Genomic DNA, 16,903 nt, shown 5'->3' on the forward strand with positions numbered 1-16,903 from the left:
ATCAGAGCAGGTTGTGTTCCGCCATCGGTTCGATCTGCGCCCAGTGCGACGTGTCTTCGCGATGCTCGCGCAAATACGGCAACACTGCCGCCAGCAACGGCTCCTTGAACGCTTCCTGAAAACGGTGCGCCAGCCCCGGAATCAAACGCAGCTGACTGCCACGAATGTGCGCCGCCAGGTGCACGCCATGCATCACCGGCAACAGCGGATCGGCCGTGCCATGCACCACCAGCGTCGGGACGCGCAGCTGATTGAGCAACGCCACCCGGCTCGGCTCGGCGAGGATCGCCATGATCTGGCGCTTCACACCTTCGGGGTTGAACGCCCGGTCGTAGGACAGCGCCGCCTGATGCAGCAACGCCTCGCGATCATCGCTGACTGAAGGACTGCCCAGCGCCGCCAGCAGATCAGCCTGTTGCTCCAGCGCGATCTGGCGATTGGGCGCGCCACGCCGTGACAACAATTGCACCAGCGCCGCACTCGGCGCCGGCAGCCCTTCGGCACCGGAGCTGGTCATGATCAGCGTCAGGCTCTCGACCCGCTGCGGCGCCATCGCAGCCATGTGCTGGGCGATCATCCCGCCCATGCTCGCGCCGAGCACATGGAATTGCTCGACGTGCAACGCATCCATCAGGCCCAGCGCATCGTCGGCCATGTCGGTCAGGCTGTAAGGAGCCGCCACCGGCAGGCCGAGCTTGTAGCGCAGCACTTCAAAGGTCAGGTTGGCTTCCACCGGCGTCTGGCGCCAGGTCGACAGACCGACATCGCGGTTGTCATAACGGATCACCCGAAAACCCTGCTGACACAGCGCGACTACCACTTCGTCCGGCCAGTGAATCAACTGCCCGCCCAGCCCCATCACCAGCAACAGCGCCGGGTCCGACGCACGGCCGATGCTCTGGTACGCCAGGCTCACCTGCTCCAGATCGACCCGTTCGGTCGGTACATTGACGTCGCAACGCGACGCCGCATAGGACGCCGGAACGAAAAAAACCGCGGCCAACAACGCCGCGATTGAAAAAAATCCCTTGAACATGAAAAACACCGAAACGCAGAACCCCAGTAGAGCGCGAGTCTGATGAAGTTTGTTCAAGCGCGCTGCCACAGTTCGATGACAGTTTGATGAAGAGTGCCGAGCGGTCGAACCGGCGATAACTATGTAGCACCCTCCCCCGTGGCAACTTTCCTTGAATGGCTGGCGAATCGAGCGGAGCCGCCGCTCTCACCATCGAGCTTTGCTGCCATGACTGAACCTTTGCTTTTCGATCTACCGCCGCCTGTGGCGAATCCCTTGTCCGATCTGCTCGAGCTTTCCACACTACCGAAATCCGCCGATGAAAGTTTGCTGCACGTTGCGACGATCAGCCGACGCAAAAGCAGCGAGGGCCTGCGTCACCTGTGTGCGGACGTACCGTCGGTCCGTGACACCCTCAGCCGATTGCTTCATCGACAGCTCGATCTGGACGGCCAACAGGCGGGTTTGCTGTTTCATCCCGTCAGCGGGCATGCACAGCGATTCGTCAGCCTGACCGAGGCCTGCGCCTTCGTGTTTCAACAGCCGTGGATCGAGGAATGGCTGAACCGCCACTGCCGGGTGACGGGAGTAAGTCCGTCTCATGCCCTCCACTCCCTCACCCCGTCGCAACTGCTCGAACGCCTCAAAGACCTCAATCCCGTCAAGGCGCTTGAGGAACGCTGGAACGCCTACTGGGATGCCCGGGCGCCCGGCCAGCCTGTGTCCAGAGTCGAACGCGCCAGGCAGTTATATGGCGAGCATATCGAGGCGGTCGCGCAGATGGCGTTCGCCCGGCGCCAGCTCACGGCGCAGCAATTACAACCGTTATGGTCGATGCTGGGCCCGTCGGACAGTGCGTCAGGAACTGGCGAAACGCTGAAGGTCGAACTGCCGAACCTGCTGCTCGACAACGGCGTACGAGCGAGACTTCCGGCGGCGTGGGTCATCAGCCACGCAGACGACGGCGCTCAGTTGTTGTACCTGCCGAACCGGCCAGATGCGATGCACGCCTTCGCCCGGCGCGATGATCTGCGCGCCTGGCTGGCCAGTCAGCCGCTGATGCCGACAGGGCTGGCCAGCGAAAGCGTAAAAGTGGAGTTCGGTGGGGCTGGCCATTCGCTGACGAGCGCATTCGATGAGTGGCTGTGGCAGCAGCAGATGGCCCAAACAGCATCGCTGCGCAGTGGTTCAAACGTCCGGAGGACGCTGGCAGAACACAGTGCACTTGCCCTCGGCGTCGCCGATCAGGTTGACCGGCAGTTGGGGATGGCCGTGTTCTCCACGGCCCCCGGTCTCGATACCGATCACGGCTCAGCACTCCTGGAGGACGAATTGCCCCCTCGGCTGTTCGACAGCCTGAACGCCGAGCTTCCATGGTCATGGCGTCAGGCGGCGGTCAACCGCCAGCGTGAAGCACTTGAAGCCTGGCTCGCCGAAACGGGCCACACGGCAGGTTCGATCAGAGACCTGCACAATGCGCTGGAGGGAGCGGAGCAAGCGGCGAATACCGCCGCGCAAAATCTGATGGATCAGGGCTCAACGGCTTTCGATCAACACTTCAAGGCGCTGCATCTGGCACACAAGACCGGCCTGTATGCCGAAGCCGGACTGCAACGGGCGCTCGGACAACTCGACGATGAAGACATAGCCCTGCTGCAGTCTCTGCTCGATACACCCGATACACCGGGCGCAGATCGGGTGGCCGCCAGCCTGACGCTGCAAATGAGCGAGACAACCGGGGATATCACTCAAACGCTCAACGGCCCGTTCGTGATGACCCATCCTCAAACGCTGATGGATCCCGACTCAGCGCACAGCGTGCTGATTTACTGGCCCGGTTGCAGCGCAGGCCTGCAACGCTTCGCCAACCGCCGGGCGCTGACGCGTGAGGTTTTCAGGATCGCCGACAGCGACAGCGCTGTCGGTCTTCAACTCGAACCGATCACCGGCGACCCTTTGCGTTATTCACTCGCCAGACTGACCGACGCCTTCAAACAACGGGCCGCCAGCATTCACCGTAGCCACAGCGGTGCGTCTCTGGCCGAACAACTGGAGATCCTGCGCCAGCGCTCGCTCGCCGACTGGCAAGTACCGGTGAACCCCGTCCGGGCGCTGGTGATTGCTCGATTGCAGGAGCAGGAACACAGCGCCGCGCTCGTCACCCGACTGCCGGACTGGCTGAACCGTCTGAACCCTGCTGAACGCAGCAACCTCAAGGCATTGATCGAAGCCTTCATAGTCGCCATGCGCCGCAGTCATGAGCTGATGACGGTCAATCTGATCCCCCGCAATGACTTTACCCGCCAACACCTGCACGCGCGGCTGTGCAAGGACTTCACGCTCAAGGGCGACTTCACGGTCGCCCTGACCCTGCCCGACTCGGTCACACAGCAGACCCGATATTCCGCAGGCCCCGGCACAACCCAGAGAACCACGGTGATGGTGCCGAGCACTGCCCGCAGCAGGATGTCACTGGAGGAACTGGCGCAACTCAACATCGACCATCAGCACAGGGTTCAGGACGACACCTTGTCGCAACGACTGATCTTCATGCGCCTGGAAGTCAGCGCCACGGATCCGCAGGAACGCATCACTTTGCTCAACGGCATCAATCTGACCTATCTGCGCAAGACCTTGCCGGATCTGGATCTGCCCAAAGCCTACGAAAAACTGATCGTCGACACGTTCAGGGGTGCGCCCGACGAACGCGCTTTCATCAGGGATCATCGGCGCGAATGCCTGCTCGAACCCTGGCGGCTGATGCTTCGGCTACAAGGTCGGCGCGCCCGTCTGCAGGACGAACTGAGCGATGACGACTTGTCGGTTTTCGACATCGCCATCGACGCCGATTCGGCCCGAGCCTGGCATGCCCAAGGCAAGCGCATTGTCCTGTTGCCGGCTTACTTGAGTGCGGGCGGCAAAGATACCCACGGCGAAGGCCCGACCACCCTGTCCGGCGTGACGTTCATCGAGGAGCAGATCAGCGGCGCAACGTTGTTGTACTTGCCTGACAGCCCGGACGAACGTTTCCTGCGCCGATACGCCAGCCTCGAACAGGCACGCCGGGCACTGTTCAACCTGTGCCGGCAAGACACGATGATTCAGTACCTGGCCCGTCGGGCGCTGCAGGGTGATGTGCGTGCCCACGAGCATCGCCTGCACCGCGCCGTCGAACATGACTTCACCGGCATGATCGGAATCGGCGAGCGCTGGCCGGTCACCACATCGCTGGCCGCGCACCTGCTCGATGCGCACATGGGGCGCCTGATCGAGGCGCATCGTGGCAGCTCGCGCTCCAACGCTGCGCTGTATGGGGAGCGCTACGCTTTGCAGGGTCCGCGCGCATTCAATTACATCAAGATGGCCACCGGCTTCTTGCCGTTCGTGGGCACAGCCATTGCGCTCTACGATGCCTGGACGGCTGCGAATCAGGCAGTGACGGCCTTTTTGCGTGGGCAGATCGGAGATGGCGTGGCGCAGCTGGGCTCGGTGCTGCTGTCGTTGATCGATGCCGCCATGGATCTGGTTCCCGGATCTTCGACGAGTACCTCGCTGGCTCCCGCCGCCCGCGCCCTGACCCGTACCCGCCAGCTGACTGCGCTCGCCAACAGTGTGGCCGCGCTCCACGTTGCCTCACGACGCCAGGCTACGCATGTCATCGCCCGTTTCAGTGGTTACGAGTACCAGCGGCCGCTCTCGCTGTCGGGGCTGCAACCGGCCACCCACGGGATTTACCGCAACGTCTATCGCCATACCGACGGTGACTTCATCGTCCGTCAGGGCCGTGTCTTCCAGGTGGAGTGGAGCAAGGATTCGCGCAACTGGCGTCTCGCCGGAACCGCGAGCAAAACCTACAAGCAACCCATCGCGCTGGATGAAGCAGGCCATTGGGACACCTGGTTCGGCGTCTACGGCACTGCGTTCGAAGGCGGCGGACTGGGCGGTGGCAGTGTGCTCGGTCATCTGGCCAATACGCTGGAACCCATCTGGCCCGAGGCAATTCGTGCCCGCCTGCCGCACTGGTGGACGGATCGCGCGTTGCGCCGACACGTGCAACTGACTGACACCGCTGATGAACTGATCGCACAACTGCGGGTGCAGATCACCCGCCACGATGCCGCGATTGCCAGCTTCATCAACGACACCAGCAATACACGACTCAGGGAACTGGCCGATCTCTGTTGTATCAGTGACATCGCGCTGGCTCGCCGACGCTTTCAGACACTGTCCGAACTCCAGCCGTTGACCCACGGTAACAAGCGACGCGAAACGATCAGATTTCTCAGCGACAGTTCGCGGATCATCGCGGACCGTTTCAGGCACCGCGTTTACTATTCCAGTGACCGCGCCACCCGCTTGCAGAACCGGATTGACGAGTTGACCCGAGCACTCGACGAGTTGCCGCCCGACGCTGTCAGCCAGCGGCTGGACAATCTGGAATCGACCCGCAAACTGCGGATCGAATTTGTCCGGGAACTGGAACACACCGAAACGCTCATGGGCGAACTCAATCAATGGTACGGGCGCATCACCACGCTCTCGCAAAGAGCCGAAATTCGACTGAAAACCGATGTCGACAACTTCAACCAGCGCCTGACCGACAGCAACCTGCAATTTCTCAAGACCAGCCACCGGATGGAAATCGTCAAGCATTACGCCCGCGCCGAAGAACTGTCATGGATCTATCTGCAACAGCAGGCCTACGCTCCACGCGCGGCCGTGCACCGGGCGCTGTACGTTCAGTACAGCCTGCCGCAAACCGAGGTCACGCGCCTGCAACGCAATCAGATACTCGGCGAGTGCCTTGAAACCTACACGACCTTCCGGCAAAAAATGAAGGCCTGGACCACCCGCCATCCCGAGTACTTTCACCAGGAGATCGTCGAACCCTTGCTGGCCGGCATCGAAGCCTTCGCCGAAAAAGCACGTAATGCCATCGATTTGCCGACTGTCGCCAGCCCCACTGGAAAGTCGACAAAAAAAGTTTTCGTGACCGAAGACAACCGGATGCTGGTTGGCGTCGAACAGTGGGAGCCCAGAACCCGCAAGCGACAATTCGTGCTCAGTGAAGAGGGCAAGAACGGTGAAGTCTGGGAACAGGCTGTCAGCGGAAAATTCCGTCTGCGCAATGCTGCGCCACCACAACCGGCGCCAAAGGATCTGACCCGTCTGGTGGCCGATGCGCGCAAGCGACTGGACGCTCAAGGCGCCTACCTGGCAAAAGTGCGCGCCTACGCCGAACAGAACACGCGGCCCGTCGATCTGGAACACATGATTGTCATCGAGGCTGATGACCTGCTGCGCCGCGCGCGGGACATCGAAGCCCTGGCGAGCCGGGATCCGGTCATCCGGTTATTGCAGGACCGGGCCGCCGAGCTGAAAACCATCGGCCGACAGTTACGTACCCGACAGGCTTTGAGAAGCCGCCACCTCACCGATGGCCTGCTGCTCGACCTGCTCGATCAGCAGGCGGTGGACACTCGCAAACACGCTGCATTGAAGTTGCTGGGCAAACGCCCGGACGGCCGAAACGACTACCTGCAGGAATACGAAGTCTGGAACCTGACACAAAATCCGCCGTCACTGCTCTGGTATGCGCACTTTCACTATTCGAAAGCCGCTCCGCACTTCGGCGACTTCGAGAAAGCCCATTTGAAATTGCCGGAACATCGCTTCTTGACCCACGCCGACAACCCCGATCTGCCCTACGCCGACATCGGCAAACGCTCGGCGGTGTTGCCGTATTTCGAAGCTCTGTGAAACGTCGAAGGGGCGGGAATTACCCGCCCCTTTTCAGACTTACGCCAACTGACTGCGCAACTGTCGCGCCGCTGCCACCATGTTGACCAGCGCAGCTTCGGTCTCGGGCCATGCGCGGGTCTTCAGGCCGCAGTCGGGGTTGACCCACAGGCGCTGCGCCGGAATGCGCTTCACGGCTTTGCTCATCAGTTTCACCATCTCGGCGGTGTCCGGCACGCGCGGCGAGTGGATGTCGTAGACGCCCGGGCCGATGTCGTTCGGGTAGTCGAACGCTTCGAAGGCTTCGAGCAATTCCATGTCCGAGCGCGAGGTTTCGATGGTGATGACGTCGGCGTCCATGTCGGCGATCGCCTTGATCACGTCATTGAATTCGCTGTAGCACATGTGGGTGTGGATCTGGGTTTCATCCTTCACGCCCGACGCCGTCAGACGGAACGCTTGCACCGCCCAGTCGAGGTATTCCTGCCATTGTTCACGGCGCAGCGGCAGGCCTTCGCGGAACGCCGCCTCGTCGATCTGCACGATCTTGACTCCGGCGTTTTCCAGATCCACCACTTCGTCACGCAGGGCCAGCGCCAGTTGTTGCGCCTGGATTTTGCGCGACACGTCTTCACGGGGGAACGACCACATCAGCATGGTCACCGGACCGGTCAGCATGCCTTTCATGACCTTGTCGGTCAGGCTCTGGGCGTAGGTGATCCAGTCCACGGTCATGGCGTTCGGACGGGACAGATCGCCATAAATCACTGCCGGTTTCACGCAGCGGGAACCGTAACTCTGAACCCAGCCAAAGCGGGTAAACAGGTAGCCGTCGAGCTGTTCGGCGAAGTACTCGACCATGTCATTGCGTTCGGCTTCACCGTGCACCAGCACATCGAGGCCAAGACGTTCCTGTACTTGCACCGCGTGGCGGATTTCGCTGCGCATGGCGTCGTGGTAATCGTTGGCCGACAGTTTGCCCTGCTTGAACGCCTGACGGGCCAGACGGATCGAGCCGGTCTGTGGGAACGAACCAATGGTGGTGGTCGGGAACGTCGGCAATTTCAGACGCGCCTGCTGTGCGGCGATGCGCTTGGCGAACGGCGAATGACGCTGGCTGTCGCTGGCATTGATCGCATCGATCCGCGCTTGCACCTCGGCTTTGTGAATACGCGGCGAGCGGGCGCGGCTTTCTTGAATGGCGCGGCTTTCAGCCAGCGCGTTTTGCACTTTCGGTGCTTGCGGGTCGTTCAGCGCATCACGCAGCACGGAGATTTCGGCACACTTCTGCACGGCGAATGCGAGCCAGCTTTTCAGTTCCGGATCGAGCTTGTCTTCACGCTCGACATCCACCGGACTGTGCAGCAACGAGCAGGAACTGCTGACCCACAGGTTGTCGCCAAAACGCTCCTGGGCCGGTTGCAGTTGTGCCAGCGCCTGCTCCAGTTCGCAGCGCCAGACGTTGCGTCCGTTGACCAGACCTACCGAAAGAATCTTGTAGGTCGGCAGGCGATCAAGTACCTGACCGAGCTGATCCGGCGCACGCACCGCGTCAATGTGCAGGCCTTGTACCGGCAGGCCGACGGCCAGGCCGAGGTTGTCTTGCAGGCCGCTGAAATAGGTCGCCACCAGTTTCTTCAACGGCGAATACTGAAGGATGTGATAAGCACGTTCGAATGCGCTTTTCCAGGCTTGCGGCAGGTCCAGCGTGAGGATCGGCTCGTCGATCTGCACCCATTCCACGCCCTGTGCGGCGAGGCGACCAAGGATTTCGTTGTACACCGGCAGCAGGCGCTCAAGCAGATCGAGCTTGTCGAAATCGTTGCCTTTCGCCTTGCCCAGCCACAGGTAAGTCAGCGGGCCGATGATCACCGGTTTGACGTTGTGACCGAGGGCTTTGGCTTCTTCGACTTCATCGAACAGTTGCTCCCAGCTCAGCTTGAATTGCTGGTCTGCGCTGAATTCCGGGACCAGGTAGTGGTAGTTGGTGTCGAACCACTTGGTCAGTTCCTGGGCGTATTGAGTCTTGCCGTGCTCACCGCCGCAGCAGGACGACGTGGCGCCACGGGCCATGGCAAACAGCGTGTCGAGGGTCGGCAGGCCGCGCTCGTCACGCACACCGTCGAAGCGCTCGGGGATCACACCGAAGGTCAGCGAGTGGGTCAGTACCTGGTCGTACCAGGCGAAGTCGCCGACCGGCAGCAGGTCGATGCCGGCGTCCTTCTGCAGTTGCCAGTGTCTGGCGCGCAGTTCGCGGCCGACCTGATTCAGAGCGGCCTGATCGAGATCGCCTTTCCAACAGGCTTCGAGGGCTTTTTTCAGTTCACGGTCGGCGCCGATGCGCGGGAAACCCAGGGTGTGTGCCACGGCCATGTCGAGTGTTCTCCATTGCGTAAAAGATGGCGCCATTGTCGACAGCCAGAGCAACATGAGACAAACTCAACCTTTTCGTGTTGATCACAAATTTTCCTCATGGAGCCTGTGGTGCTTGAGATCCGTCACCTGAAAACCCTGCATGCCCTGCGCGAAGCCGACAGCCTGGTCGATGCGGCCGACCGCCTGCACCTGACCCAGTCGGCGCTGTCCCACCAGTTCAAGGAGCTGGAAGAGCGCATGGGCATGCCTTTGTTCGTGCGCAAGACCAAACCGGTGCGCTTCACCAGCGCCGGCCTGCGCCTGCTGCAACTGGCCGACGCGACCCTGCCGTTGCTGCGCGCCGCCGAGCGTGATATCGGGCGTCTGGCCGGTGGCACCGCCGGGCGTCTGCACATGGCCATCGAATGCCACAGCTGCTTCCAGTGGCTGATGCCGACCATCGACCAGTTCCGCGATGCGTGGCCGGAAGTCGAACTCGACCTGGCTTCGGGTTTCTCGTTTGCCCCGCTGCCGGCCCTGGCCCGGGGCGATCTGGATCTGGTGGTGACGTCCGACCCGCTGGAAATCGCCGGCATCACCTACGTGCCGCTGTTCACCTACGAAGCCATGCTCGCGGTCGCCAACCAGCACGCGCTGGCAAGCAAACCGTACATCGTTCCCGAAGACCTGCTGACCGAAACCCTGATCACTTATCCGGTGGAACGGGATCGCCTCGATATCTTCACCCGCTTCCTCGAACCGGCGGACATCGAACCGGCGCAGGTACGCACCTCAGAGCTGACAGTGATGATGATGCAACTGGTGGCCAGCGGTCGTGGCGTGTGCGGCATGCCGCACTGGGCGCTGCATGAATACAGCTCGCGCGGTTACGTGAAGGGCAAACGGCTGGGCGAGAAAGGTCTGTTCGCGACGCTGTACGCCGCGATCCGCGCCGACATGCTGGACGCGCCGTACATGCGCGATTTCCTGCTGACGGCCAAGGACACCTCGTTCTCGACGCTGGATGGGGTCAGCGCGGTTCGTTGAGGCTGGCGGTTGGCACAGAAGGCGGGCACCACATGTGGATCTTGTCGAAGTAGTCCTCGCCGACCCGCACCGCCATCGGTTCAAGGCCGAACTGGATGAAGCCGCAGCGCTGGTACAACTTGAACGCGGCATCGTTGCCGGCGGTGACGGTCAGTTGAATGACTTTCAGCGCCGGATGCTGCTGCGCTTCACCGAGCACCGCCTCCATCAATTTCAGGCCCAGCCCGCGCTGACGAAATTCAGCCGACACATACATGCCGAAGACCGTTGCCTTGTGTCGGGCCTTTTCCCGAGGCTCGAACGCCAGGCCGACGATGCCCGCCAACCGGCCGTCTTCGAACGCGCCGAACACCGCGTCGAGCTTGCTGGTCAGGCGTGATTCCCACCAGCTCAGCGGCATCACTGCGCGCTCGCGCACACTGGAAGTGAACGCCTGCGGATGCCGGTCATAGGCTTCCAGCATCAGTTCGCGATAGGCCAGCGCATGACTGGCGTCCAGCCGTTCGATCCACATGTTCAGGCGGCCTTGCGCTGCTCAAGCATCAGCCGCACGGCCAGGCCGCCCAGCACGAAGCCCATGAAATAACGCTGCGCTGCCAGCCAGGTCGGGTTGTTGACGAACCACGAGGCGATGCCCGCCGCGAACAGCGCGATCAACAGGTTGACGCAGAAGCTGACGCTGATCTGGGTCAGGCCGAGGATGATGCTTTGAGTGAACACCGAGCCGTGCTCTGGCGAAATGAATTGCGGGAACACCGAGAGGTAGAACACCGCGATTTTCGGGTTCAGCGCGCTGGTCAGAAAGCCCATGGTGATCAGTTTGCGCGAGGAATCGGCCGGCAATTGCTGCGCCTCGAACGGTGAGCGCGCACCGGGTTTCACCGCTTGCCAGGCCAGCCACAGCAGGTACAGCGCGCCGGCCCACTTCAACACTTCATAGGCCATCGGCACCGCGAGAAACACCGCGGTCAAACCGGCGGCCGCCGCGAACAGGTGCACGAAGAACCCCGCCACCACGCCGAGCAGCGAGGTCACCCCGGCGCGGCGTCCCTGACAGATCGACCGCGAGATCAGGTAGATCATGTTCGGCCCCGGCGTCAGTACCATCAGCAGTGCGGCGGCGGCAAAAATCAGCAGGTCTTGAAGCGGGATCATGACGAAGTCCTTTGCACGAATGATCAGGCGATCGCGGTCAGCGAGGCTCGATAAAACGGCAGGATCAGGTCACGTGTCAATGGGGCGAGAACCACATCGCCGTCGGTGGCCGGGTCGATCCAGATCACCTCTTCGATCTCGGCAGCCGGCAAGACTTGAGCATCGATGGTCAGCTGAAAGATCTCGGCCTGCACGACGAATCCCGGCTCGTTGGCGGCGGGTGCCGAGAACTGGCCGAGAAAGCTCGCCTGCTCAGGATCGATCACCAGCCCCAGCTCTTCTTCCAGCTCACGGGCCAGCGCCTGCACCGGCAGTTCATGCGGTTCGATCTTACCGCCCGGTTGCATGAACGCCGTGGTGCCGCGCTTGCGCACCAGCAGGGTCTGGCCGTCGGAGTTAAGCAACAGCGCCGCGGCGATGCGGATCGTGGAGTTATTTGCGGTCGACATGAACGGAAAGCCTGTGATTCAAAAACGGCAAGGATCACACGCTTGCCGTTTGTGAGGCAAAGGCTCCAGCGCAAGTCAGGTCGCTTCCTGGAAATCCATCTCCGGCGGCTGCCGACGGAAACCACCCGTGAGCACCGCCAGGTACACCACGCCAATTGCCAGCCAGCTCAGGCCCAGGTACACCGCCAGGTGATCGAGGCTGACCATCAGCCACAAGTCCGCCGCCAGCCCGATGAACGGGAAGATCAGGAAAAGGATCAACTCGCGCAGACCTTTTTTCTCACCGCCGATCCAGTAGTGAAAAATCACCGACAGATTGACCAGGCTGAACGCCAGAAACGCACCGAAGTTGATGAACGAGGTCGAGGTGGTCACGTCGAGTTTCAGCGCCAGCAAAGCCACCACCGCACACAGCAGGATGCTGTTGACCGGCGTACCGAAGCGCTCATGCAAAGTGCCGAAAAACGACTTGGGCAGCACACCGTCACGGCCCATCGCGAACAACAACCGCGAACCGCTGGCCTGCGCCGACAGGCCCGAGGCGAACTGACCGACGATCAGGCCGATCAGGAAGATCGACACGAACAGATCACCGCCGATGTTGCGTGCAATTTCGTAGGCCGCCGAGTCGACGCTGTCGAACTGGAACGACGGATGGGCGATCTGCACGAAGTACGACACGCCGACAAAAATCAGCCCGCCGATCAGGGTGATCAGCATGATTGCCCGAGGGATGGTGCGACGTGGATCGCGGGTTTCTTCGGTGAGCGTGCTGACCGCATCGAAACCGAGGAACGAATAGCAGGCAATGGCGGCGCCGCTCATGATCAGCGGCATCTGCATGTCGCCATTGAAGAACGGTTTGATCGACCACAACGGCGTGCTGGCATCACCACCGACGTAGTGCACGCACAGCGCGACGAAGGCGATCAGCACCAGGAACTGCACCAGCATCAGCAAGGCGTTGATGCCGTTGGCCAGTTTCAGACCGATGATGTTGATCGCGCTGGTGATGCCGATGAACGCCAGCACCCAGATCCACTGCGGGATCGAGGGGAACGCCGACGCGAGGTACGCGGCGCCGATCAGCCAGATCGCCATCGGCAGAAACAGATAATCGAGCAGCACCGCCCAACCGGCGATGAAGCCAAGTTTCGGGCTGATGGCCTTGCGCACGTAGCTGTAGGCAGAGCCGGCCACCGGGAACGCGGCGGCCATGCGCCCGTAGCTCATAGCGGTGAAAAACATCGCCACCAGCGCCGCCAGATACGCGGCGGGCACCATGCCGGCGGTGGACTGGGCGAGGATGCCGAACGTGCCGAGGACAATGATCGGCGTCATGTAGGCGATGCCGAACAGCACCACCGACCCTAGCGAAAGGGTGCGTTGCAAACGAGCCATGGGCGACTTACTCCGGATTTTATTGGATTTATGGCAGAGGCCGAGTTCGGCGAATGTTTCGGGTGTTGCTGATCGTTCCCACGTCGAGGCGTCGAACCGTCTGCGTGGGAATACCTCCATGGACGCTCCGCGTCCGCTCTTGGGACGCAGAGCGTCCCGGGCTGCATGCCCACGCAGAGCGTGGGCACGATCGGATATCTTTTGTTCTTTATCGCGAAGGGATCAGTAACTCCCGCAGACCAGAAGCGTGTTCAACCACCTCCCCCGGCAACCTCAACCGCTGATCATCCAGATACCGATAATCCTTGCGCGCCAGCTCCAGCTGGCCGAAATCCAGCTCCACACTGAACCGCCCTTCCTCACGCCCGGCCTCGAACAGCACCGTGCCCAGCGGATCCACCAGCGCACTGCCGCCGGCAAACATCAACCCGTCATCCCCTGCTTCCACCCGATTGACCATCAGCGCAAACGCCTGGTTTTCCTGGGCCCGGGCCATGATCGCGGTGCGGTGGGTCGGGCCGTACGGGTCCATGTTGCCGTTGGTCACGATCAGCAATTCCGCGCCCAGTTGCGCCAGGGCACGGGCCGATTCCGGAAACTCGATGTCGTAGCAGATCAGCAGACCGACGCGCACGCCGTTCCACAGGCAGGTGGCGTAACGGTCGCCGGCCTCGAACACACCGCGATCCGAGGCCCAGAGATGGGTCTTGCGGTATTTCAGGGCGATGCCTTCGGGGGTAATCAGCAGGGTGGTGTTGTAGAAGCGGCCGTTGTCGTTCTCGGCCATGCCGATCACCACGGCGAGGTTGCGTTCGCGGGCGGCGGCCTGCACGGCGCTGACGGTCGGGCCGCCCAGCGGTTCGGCGATCTGCGCCACGGTGTCGGCGGTCGGGAAGCCCATCAGGTGGGTCTCGGGGAACACGATCAGTTGCGTGTCGGCGGCGCAGGCCGCAATCGCCGCAAGGGCGCGTTCGAGGTTGTACGCCGTGTCTTTGTCACGGCCCGCCAGCTGGGCGAGTTCGACTTTCATGGGTAGTCCTTGTTATGAGCGCCGGGCGCCGAAAGATTGCCCGGCGGCTGTCTGTGGGCCAGTATGCTTCGCATTCGACCGGCCAGGGAATTACGCGGCCGGGGTAACCCGATAGGGGTAGAGGCATGACTCTTTCGTTTGACGACATCACCTGGCACCGCGCCGTCGGGCAGTTGATCGACGCCCTCGACAAGCCGAATTTCTGGGCGCAACTGGTGCGCCTGCTTGACCAGTACGTGCCGTTCGATAGCTGGGTGGCGCTGCTGTTCAGCGCCGACCGCCACCCGCAGGTGTTCGCCGAATGCCCCGGCGCCGACGGCAGTCCCGATCAGTTGTTTCAGGATTATCTGCGCGGTCTGTACCTGCTCGACCCGTTCTACATCGCCTGCCGCGAGCAGTCGCGCACCGGCTTGTATCGTCTGTCGGAGGTCGCGCCGGAGCATTTCGAACTGACCGAGTATTACCAGCGATACTTTCGTCTGAATGTGGTGGCCGACGAAATCCAGTTCAATTGCCAACTCGAAGGCGACCGCACGCTGTGTCTGTCGCTGGGCAGCCAGCAGCGCTTCACCGGCGAGCAGATTGCCCTGCTGTCGCTGATCCAGCCGTGGGTGCTCGGCCTGTTGCGCCAGCGCCTGCCCTACGAGATCAACGAAACCGTGGCCCTGGCCCCGGCGCCTGCGCAACCGGACTGGCGGGTGCAGCTCGAAGCGTCGGTGCAGCAACTCAAGGGCGCGCAACTGACCGCCCGGGAACTGGACGTCGGGCGCCTGATGCTCAGCGGTTGCTCCAGTAAAGAAATCGCCCGTAAGCTGGAAATCTCTGTTGAAACCGTGAAAGTCCATAAGAAACACATGTACAGCAAGCTGGGGATCAAATCCCAGTCGGAGCTGTTTTCGATCTTTCTGCAGGCGCAGAACGCCTGATACAGCGCTGTGAGCTTTTCTGTGGGAGCGAGCTTGCTCGCGAAAGGGCCGTCACTACCGACATATGCGTTGAATGGCCCACCGCTATCGCGAGCAAGCTCGCTCCCACAGGGATCTGCGGCGCTGAACAATCCAAGTCCGAACCAAGGAAACCGTATGAGCCTGTCACTCCTGAGCCGCTACGCCTTCTTTGCCGTCTGCGTGATTTTCACCCTCGCCAGCCTGCCCTTTCTCGAACACGACTGGCTGTGGCCGATCACCGCCGTTACCGGCGTATTGAGCCTGATCGGTCTGTTCGACCTGATGCAGAGCCCGCACGCGGTGCGCCGCAATTATCCGATCCTCGGCAACATCCGCTATCTGGTCGAGGGCATCCGCCCGGAAATCCGCCAATACCTGCTGGAATCCGACAGCGACGCCCTGCCCTTCTCCCGCGCCCAGCGTTCGCTGGTGTACTCGCGGGCCAAGAATGAAACCGCCGACAAACCGTTCGGCACCCTGATCGACGTCTACCAATCCGGCTTCGAATTCATCGGCCATTCGATGCGCCCGGCGCCGTTGAGCGACCCGAGCAGTTTCCGCGTCACCGTCGGTGGCCCGCAGTGCACCCAGCCGTATTCGGCATCGGTGTTCAACATCTCGGCCATGAGTTTTGGCTCGCTCAGCGCCAACGCGATCCGCGCGCTGAACCAGGGCGCCAAACTCGGCAATTTCGCCCACGACACCGGCGAAGGCAGCATCAGCCCCTATCACCGCGAACACGGCGGCGACCTGACCTGGGAACTGGGCAGCGGCTATTTCGGCTGCCGCACCAGCGACGGCCGCTTCGACCCGGAACGCTTCGCCGCCCAGGCGCAGACCCCGCAAGTGCGGATGATCGAAATCAAGATGAGCCAGGGCGCCAAACCCGGCCACGGCGGGATTTTGCCCAAGCACAAGGTGACCCAGGAAATCGCCGACACCCGCGGTATCCTGATGGGCGAGGACTGCATCTCGCCGTCGCGCCACAGCGCGTTCTCCACGCCGATCGAGATGATGCATTTCATCCAGCAACTGCGTGAACTGTCCGGCGGCAAACCGGTGGGTTTCAAGTTCTGCCTCGGTCATCCGTGGGAATTCATGGGCATCGCCAAGGCCATGCTGGAAACCGGCATCCTGCCGGACTTCATCGTGGTCGACGGCAAGGAAGGCGGCACCGGCGCCGCGCCGGTGGAGTTCACCGACCACATCGGCGTGCCGATGCGCGAAGGCCTGCTGTTCGTGCACAACACGCTGGTCGGCCTGAATCTGCGGGACAAGATCAAGCTCGGCGCCAGCGGCAAGATCGTCAGCGCCTTCGACATCGCCAGCGTGCTGGCCATCGGCGCCGACTGGGCCAACTCGGCGCGCGGCTTCATGTTCGCCATCGGCTGCATCCAGTCGCAAAGCTGCCACACCAACAAATGCCCGACCGGCGTCGCCACCCAGGACACCCTGCGCCAGCGCGCGCTGGTGGTACCGGACAAGGCCCAGCGGGTCTACAACTTCCACCGCAATACGCTCAAGGCCCTGGCGGAAATGCTCGCCGCCGCCGGCCTCGATCATCCGTCGCAACTGTCGGCCAAGCATCTGGTGCGGCGCATGTCGGCGACTGAAATCAAACTGTTCTCGCAGCTGCACGTGTTCCTGAAGCCAGGGGAATTGCTCACCGGGGAAGTGAACGGCGAGTTCTATTCGCGGATGTGGCAGATGGCGCGAGCGGACAGTTTCGAGCCGCAGGAAATCGCGGCGGCCTAGACTCTGAACG

General features: G+C 62.0%; 11 protein-coding genes. 4 read left to right on the plus strand and 7 right to left on the minus strand.

Annotation, left to right across the window (positions count from 1 at the left end):
• Position 1: 1 nt before the first annotated feature.
• A complete protein-coding gene (locus AC1Q9F_RS11540; RefSeq protein ID WP_492619882.1) occupies positions 2-1,036 on the minus strand; it encodes an alpha/beta fold hydrolase in 1,035 nt (344 codons plus the stop codon).
• A gap of 255 nt (positions 1,037-1,291) precedes the next feature.
• On the opposite strand from AC1Q9F_RS11540, the gene AC1Q9F_RS11545 reads away from it, so the two are divergent.
• Positions 1,292-6,775 (plus strand): dermonecrotic toxin domain-containing protein, encoded by a 5,484-nt coding sequence (locus AC1Q9F_RS11545; RefSeq protein ID WP_492619881.1) that lies wholly within the window; start codon positions 1,292-1,294, stop codon positions 6,773-6,775.
• Positions 6,776-6,814: 39 nt separating this feature from the next.
• Here AC1Q9F_RS11545 and metE read toward each other — a convergent pair whose 3' ends face one another.
• Positions 6,815-9,127: a 5-methyltetrahydropteroyltriglutamate--homocysteine S-methyltransferase gene (gene metE, locus AC1Q9F_RS11550; RefSeq protein ID WP_492619880.1), complete on the minus strand. Its 2,313-nt coding sequence runs from the start codon at positions 9,125-9,127 to the stop codon at positions 6,815-6,817.
• A 111-nt stretch (positions 9,128-9,238) separates the two neighbouring features.
• On the opposite strand from metE, the gene metR reads away from it, so the two are divergent.
• Positions 9,239-10,156 carry a transcriptional regulator MetR gene (gene metR, locus AC1Q9F_RS11555; RefSeq protein WP_007953158.1) on the plus strand — a complete coding sequence of 306 codons (918 nt, stop codon included), beginning with the start codon at positions 9,239-9,241 and terminating at the stop codon, positions 10,154-10,156.
• Here metR and AC1Q9F_RS11560 read toward each other — a convergent pair.
• The 5 genes from AC1Q9F_RS11560 to AC1Q9F_RS11580 all read right to left on the minus strand — a co-directional run bounded on the left by AC1Q9F_RS11560 (position 10,140) and on the right by AC1Q9F_RS11580 (position 14,191).
• On the minus strand, positions 10,140-10,670 hold the full coding sequence (locus AC1Q9F_RS11560; protein ID WP_007953157.1) for a GNAT family N-acetyltransferase: 531 nt from the start codon (positions 10,668-10,670) through the stop codon (positions 10,140-10,142). The two genes, metR and AC1Q9F_RS11560, sit on opposite strands and share 17 nt — an antisense overlap.
• A 2-nt stretch (positions 10,671-10,672) precedes the next feature.
• Positions 10,673-11,311, minus strand: coding sequence for a LysE family translocator (locus AC1Q9F_RS11565; RefSeq protein WP_102687195.1), 639 nt, complete (start codon positions 11,309-11,311; stop codon positions 10,673-10,675).
• A 23-nt stretch (positions 11,312-11,334) separates the two neighbouring features.
• Positions 11,335-11,760 carry an NUDIX hydrolase gene (locus tag AC1Q9F_RS11570; protein ID WP_492619879.1) on the minus strand — a complete coding sequence of 142 codons (426 nt, stop codon included), beginning with the start codon at positions 11,758-11,760 and terminating at the stop codon, positions 11,335-11,337.
• Between the two features lie 75 nt (positions 11,761-11,835).
• The gene (locus tag AC1Q9F_RS11575) at positions 11,836-13,161 is read right to left on the minus strand and encodes an APC family permease (RefSeq protein WP_221533542.1); all 1,326 of its coding nucleotides are present in this window, start codon (positions 13,159-13,161) and stop codon (positions 11,836-11,838) included.
• A 208-nt stretch (positions 13,162-13,369) separates the two neighbouring features.
• The gene (locus tag AC1Q9F_RS11580; RefSeq protein ID WP_492619878.1) at positions 13,370-14,191 is read right to left on the minus strand and encodes a carbon-nitrogen hydrolase family protein; all 822 of its coding nucleotides are present in this window, start codon (positions 14,189-14,191) and stop codon (positions 13,370-13,372) included.
• A 125-nt stretch (positions 14,192-14,316) separates the two neighbouring features.
• Between AC1Q9F_RS11580 and AC1Q9F_RS11585 the strand changes: the two genes are divergently transcribed.
• The gene (locus tag AC1Q9F_RS11585; protein WP_011335770.1) at positions 14,317-15,117 is read left to right on the plus strand and encodes a helix-turn-helix transcriptional regulator; all 801 of its coding nucleotides are present in this window, start codon (positions 14,317-14,319) and stop codon (positions 15,115-15,117) included.
• 156 nt (positions 15,118-15,273) lie between these two features.
• Positions 15,274-16,893, plus strand: coding sequence for an FMN-binding glutamate synthase family protein (locus AC1Q9F_RS11590; protein WP_064383868.1), 1,620 nt, complete (start codon positions 15,274-15,276; stop codon positions 16,891-16,893).
• Positions 16,894-16,903: the final 10 nt, after the last annotated feature.

The sequence above is a fragment of the Pseudomonas sp. GW823-FHT04A03 genome (assembly GCF_058796615.1).

Bases quoted from the DNA above. Each gene is read 5' to 3' on its own strand.
- AC1Q9F_RS11540 (WP_492619882.1), bottom strand. From the start codon at position 1,036: ATGTTCAAGGGATTTTTTTCAATCGCGGCGTTGTTGGCCGCGGTTTTT.
- metE (WP_492619880.1), bottom strand. From the start codon at position 9,127: ATGGCCGTGGCACACACCCTGGGTTTCCCGCGCATCGGCGCCGACCGT.
- AC1Q9F_RS11560 (WP_007953157.1), bottom strand. From the start codon at position 10,670: ATGTGGATCGAACGGCTGGACGCCAGTCATGCGCTGGCCTATCGCGAA.
- AC1Q9F_RS11565 (WP_102687195.1), bottom strand. From the start codon at position 11,311: ATGATCCCGCTTCAAGACCTGCTGATTTTTGCCGCCGCCGCACTGCTG.
- AC1Q9F_RS11570 (WP_492619879.1), bottom strand. From the start codon at position 11,760: ATGTCGACCGCAAATAACTCCACGATCCGCATCGCCGCGGCGCTGTTG.
- AC1Q9F_RS11575 (WP_221533542.1), bottom strand. From the start codon at position 13,161: ATGGCTCGTTTGCAACGCACCCTTTCGCTAGGGTCGGTGGTGCTGTTC.
- AC1Q9F_RS11580 (WP_492619878.1), bottom strand. From the start codon at position 14,191: ATGAAAGTCGAACTCGCCCAGCTGGCGGGCCGTGACAAAGACACGGCG.
- AC1Q9F_RS11585 (WP_011335770.1), top strand. From the start codon at position 14,317: ATGACTCTTTCGTTTGACGACATCACCTGGCACCGCGCCGTCGGGCAG.
- AC1Q9F_RS11590 (WP_064383868.1), top strand. From the start codon at position 15,274: ATGAGCCTGTCACTCCTGAGCCGCTACGCCTTCTTTGCCGTCTGCGTG.